At 47.7% G+C, this 4,402-nt stretch carries 4 protein-coding genes; 1 reads left to right on the top strand and 3 read right to left on the bottom strand.

Going from position 1 to position 4,402, the window contains the following annotated elements; all coding sequences use genetic code 11:
* Positions 1–65 precede the first annotated feature (65 nt).
* From cysT to ACR0P9_RS08340, 3 genes are all read right to left on the bottom strand, one after another.
* Entirely contained in the window at positions 66–908 is an 843-nt protein-coding gene (gene cysT / locus ACR0P9_RS08350) for a sulfate ABC transporter permease subunit CysT (protein ID WP_432619135.1), read from the bottom strand.
* Positions 909–929: 21 nt separating this feature from the next.
* Complete coding sequence (locus ACR0P9_RS08345; RefSeq protein WP_432619133.1) at positions 930–2,009, bottom strand: sulfate ABC transporter substrate-binding protein; 1,080 nt, start codon at positions 2,007–2,009, stop codon at positions 930–932.
* Between the two features lie 387 nt (positions 2,010–2,396).
* Positions 2,397–3,440 (bottom strand): response regulator transcription factor, encoded by a 1,044-nt coding sequence (locus ACR0P9_RS08340; protein WP_432619131.1) that lies wholly within the window; start codon positions 3,438–3,440, stop codon positions 2,397–2,399.
* 188 nt (positions 3,441–3,628) lie between these two features.
* On the opposite strand from ACR0P9_RS08340, the gene ACR0P9_RS08335 reads away from it, so the two are divergent.
* Positions 3,629–4,402 (top strand): MATE family efflux transporter (locus ACR0P9_RS08335; protein WP_432619129.1); only part of this gene is annotated, 774 nt, incomplete at its 3' end.

Here is a 4,402-nt window from a genome sequence, read left to right as displayed (position 1 = left end):
GCTCACTGCGATCAGAAGCCATTTGACAGCTCCGGATGATTGTTTTTTCACAGCTTGTTTCCTCCTTACTCGATACCGCTGATAATTTTAGACGAGCGGCTCTGCAAAACCGCATTGATAAACAGAATCAGGAATGCTGCTGCCAGCATGACGAGTGCAATGGATGTTGCACTTGCATAATCAAATTCCTGTAATTTCGACATGATAAGCAGAGGGGTAATCTCTGTCTCATACGGTGTGTTGCCTGCGATAAATACGACGCTGCCGTATTCACCGAGGCTGCGGGCAAATGCCATCGTAAATCCTGCAATCAGTGCCGGAAGAATTTCCGGAAAGATGACATGGCGGAAAATGTATCCGCGGCTCGCACCCAGAATGCTTGCTGCTTCTTCAAACTGACCATCCAGCTTTTCCAGCACCGGCTGTACCGAACGAACAACGAACGGAATGCCGATAAATACCAGTGCCAGCGTAATGCCTATGCGGGTATACGCGATGTCAATGCCGAAATGATCGTGGAAAAAGCTGCCAATCACGCTGGTATCGACTGTCATATGCGTCAGTGCAATACCTGCAACTGCTGTCGGAAGGGCAAACGGCACTTCGATCATGCCGTCTATGATTCGTTTGCCCGGGAATTCATACCGTACCAGCACCCATGCGATGATGAGTCCCATCACCGCATTAATCAGCGATGCGGTGAGTGCCGTCAGAAAGCTGACTTTGTAGCTCGCCAGCACACGGGGGCTGGTTACGGTTTGTATAAAATCAGAGAGAGAGAGGTGTGCGGAAAACACAACCAAAGAACACAGTGGGATAATGACGATGAAACTGAGGATCGCCACTGTGATTCCGAGCGACAATCCGAATCCCGGAATGACCCGCAATTTTTTTCTTCTTTGTTTCATAATCAAAATCCTTCTTGCTCGTTATTTTTCGTAAATCTGGTCAAAGATCGCACCGTCTGCAAAGTGCTTTTCTGCTGCCTTTGTCCAGCCGCCAAAGTGGCTGATATTGGTCAGATCCAGGTTATTTGTGACAATCCACTTGCCATCTTCCGGAATCTGGGTAATCGTGTTGCTGTCGCCCTGCGAAGCATACTCGTTCAAAATATCCTGATTGGACGGACGATAGAAGTTCTTGGCTTCGATGCGCTGTGCTTCATCGGAATACAGATAGTTGAGATACTCGGTTGCCACATCGCGCGTGTCGCGGTCGTCGACAACTTCATCGACAACGGCAACTGTCGGCTGGCACAAAATCGAAGCGGACGGGATGACCACTTCGTAATCATCCGGATACTCTTCCAGAGAAAGGAAGGCTTCGTTTTCCCAAGCAATCAGGACATCGCCCTGCTGGTTTTCAACAAAGGAAGTTGTTGCACCGCGTGCGCCGGAATCCAGAACCAGCACGTTCTGATACAGCTTCTTGATGCTTTCCTTGATCTGATCTTCGCTCTGGCCCTGCTTTTCAAAGTAGTACCAAGCAGCGAGGTAATTCCAACGTGCGCCACCGGAAGTCTTCGGATTCGGTGTGATAACACCGACATCATCGCGGAGCAAATCGTTCCAATCGTGAATGTTCTTCGGATTGCCCTTGCGAACCAAGAATACGATGGTCGAGGTGTACGGAGAACTGTCATTGTCAAATTCGGAAGTGTATCCGTCTTCGATGAGGCCTGCATTTTTTACTGCATCCACATCGCCTTCCAGTGCGAGGGTGACAACATCGGCTTCCAGACCGTTGGCAACTTCCAACGCCTGCTTGCCAGAGCCGCCATGCGACTGGATAATGTCTACGCTTTGACCCGTCTTTTCTTTCCAATGCTGCTCAAATGCCTTGTTATACTGCTGATACAGCTCACGGGTCGGGTCATACGATACGTTTGTGATCTCCACGGAATCGCCGGAAGCGGAACCGCTGTCGCTGCTTCCTCCGCAGCCTGCCAGAAGGCCAACGCTCAGAGCGGATGCCAGAAGAATAGCGGAAATTCTTTTCTTATAACTCATTGTTCTTCTCCTTTGTATCAATCGAATGTGTGTTGTGATTTCTTTTCGCTGTCAACAGCAACACATTCGTTCGTACAAGCTCTTGCAGCGGTGTGAATCGATCCATGTCATGATCTATCGCCTCCATATTCCGTATATCCTATTTGTCTAATGGGATATATATGTTTTGCATGGTTGTTATTATAGCCACTCTTTTCGCTCAGCGCAAGTCTTTTTTTCTAATTCCGAAAAAAATCATGGGTTTTTCTGACAATCAGGAAATTTTTCTCGAAAAATCAGCGTTTTTGTTATCTTTTGTATGTGTTTTCGCAGAATTCTCACAAATTTCCAGCAAGAAATCGTTTTCTCGAAAAAAATATCCCCCGCCGTCCGGCAGAGGATACACGATTAAATTTGATAGTCCAGAGAGGTAGTTTCTTCTGCGCGGCTCTGCTGCCGGTACTGAGAAAGCGGTACACCCATTTTTTCTCGAAATTTTCTGGAGAAATAATTGACGTCTTTATATCCCAGCAGCGCACTGATCTCATAGATTTTTTTAGAAGAATACCGAAGCAGATATTGCGCTCGCTTCATCTTGAGTTCCGAGGTATATGCATGGTATGTCATACCCAGCTGACTGCGAAACAATTCACTCAGTGACGGATTGCTAATATAATGTGCAGCCGCAACATCCTTCTGCAAACAGCCATCATCAATATGCTGAAGCAAATACTGTAAGATACTGCGCAGTTTTTCATTTTTCGTTCGTGGATACAGGACAGCGACCGCGGCACTGAGCGCGCACAATCTTCTGCGGCAAAAATCCCATACCATATGCTTACCGCCGGACAACCAGTCAATCGACAAATATTCCTGTTTCTGTTCAAACAAAGACAGCCATGTCCACGTTTCAAAGGTCTTTTCTACTGTGCTCTCATATAAATGCTGGATAAAAATGTCTGTCTGTACGGCATCCGGCGTCTGCTGGGTATATTCCTGCACCAGCGCATCAAAGCAAGCAGGTAATTGCTCTGTTCCCATCTGCTGTACCAGGGTATCGCACGCTTGCTGCTGCGCCGCCTGCTCTCCCCACAGCTTTTTCCTGACGCGGATCAACAGCTTTTGCAGCATATCCACAGTCAAGGGACGAAGCAAATAATCGAATGCACCATATAAGATTCCTTGCTGCGCATATTGAAAATCCGGAAAATCACTGGTCAGCACAACAACACCGCATAAATTTTCTCGCTTGATGCGGCGCAAAAGTTCCAAACCATCCAGTCCGTTGAGCATCAAATTGACAAGCACCAAATCAAAGGATTCTTTCTGCATCTTTTGATAGGCTTCTTCTCCCGAGCGCACGGTACAAACCGTTGTATCCGCAGACAGCGCATCCCAAACGTCCGCTCTCGGCTGGTCAACAGCTTCCAAAATACGAATCTTCCTGTGCATAAACAAACATCCTTTTCCCCTGCAAATGTTTTATTATTATACTGCAATCAGATATTTGCGTCAACTCTTGCGGTTGACTCTTGACTTCTGTAACAATCTATTTTACAATACTTACACCGAATTGAATGACTCGCGGTCAGTGAATTATCTTTTCTATTTTCACACACAAAGAAAGGGGGATTTTCTCTATGAAAAACAAATCTATCGACCTGACGCAAGGCTCGATCACGCGCGCTCTGCTCCTGTTTGCCCTACCGCTATTAGGCACCAGCATCATCCAGCAGATGTACAACACCGTAGACTTAATGTTTGTCGGCAATTTGCTCGGACAGGATGCATCCGCAGCTGTCGGAACCTGTTCCTGGCCGATCAACTGTCTGGTCGGTTTCTTTACCGGCATGGGTGTCGGTGTCGGCGTATTGGTCTCGCAGGCATATGGCGGAAAAGATTTTCCGCGGCTCAAAAAAATCCTGCACTCGGCGATGGGTCTCGCTGTCATTGGCTCTGCCATCTTGCTGCTTATCGGCTGGCTGTTCGCCCCCACGATTTTACGCCTCATGAACACCCCAGATGAGATTTTAAATCTTGCGGTGACTTACGCCCGCATTTATTTTCTCAGCATGTTCTCCATCGTTGGTTTTAACTTCAGCTCTGGTATTCTGCGTGCATTGGGGGATTCCCGCCGCCCGATGATTTATCAGCTGATCGGCGGCTTTGCCAATATCTTAGGCAACACCTTATTTATTTACATCTTTCACTTCGGCGTTGCCGGTGCGGCAATGGCTACCTTTTTATCCCAAACGGTTGCAGCCGTCTTGACGATTCACCGGCTGTGCCGCTTACCGGAAGAATATCGTCTGCATTTACGCCAAATTCACATCGAATCCGAAACACTCAAGCGAATTTTTTCTGTCGGCGTGCCGGTTGGCGTACAGACGACGGTTGTCTCTCTGTCTCTGGTC

It is taken from the genome of Butyricicoccus sp., assembly GCF_050872565.1.
Taxonomy (GTDB): Bacteria; Bacillota; Clostridia; order Oscillospirales; family Butyricicoccaceae; genus Butyricicoccus_A.
The sequence above is the reverse complement of the archived record's forward strand: the minus strand, read 5'-3'. Positions and strand labels throughout refer to the sequence as shown.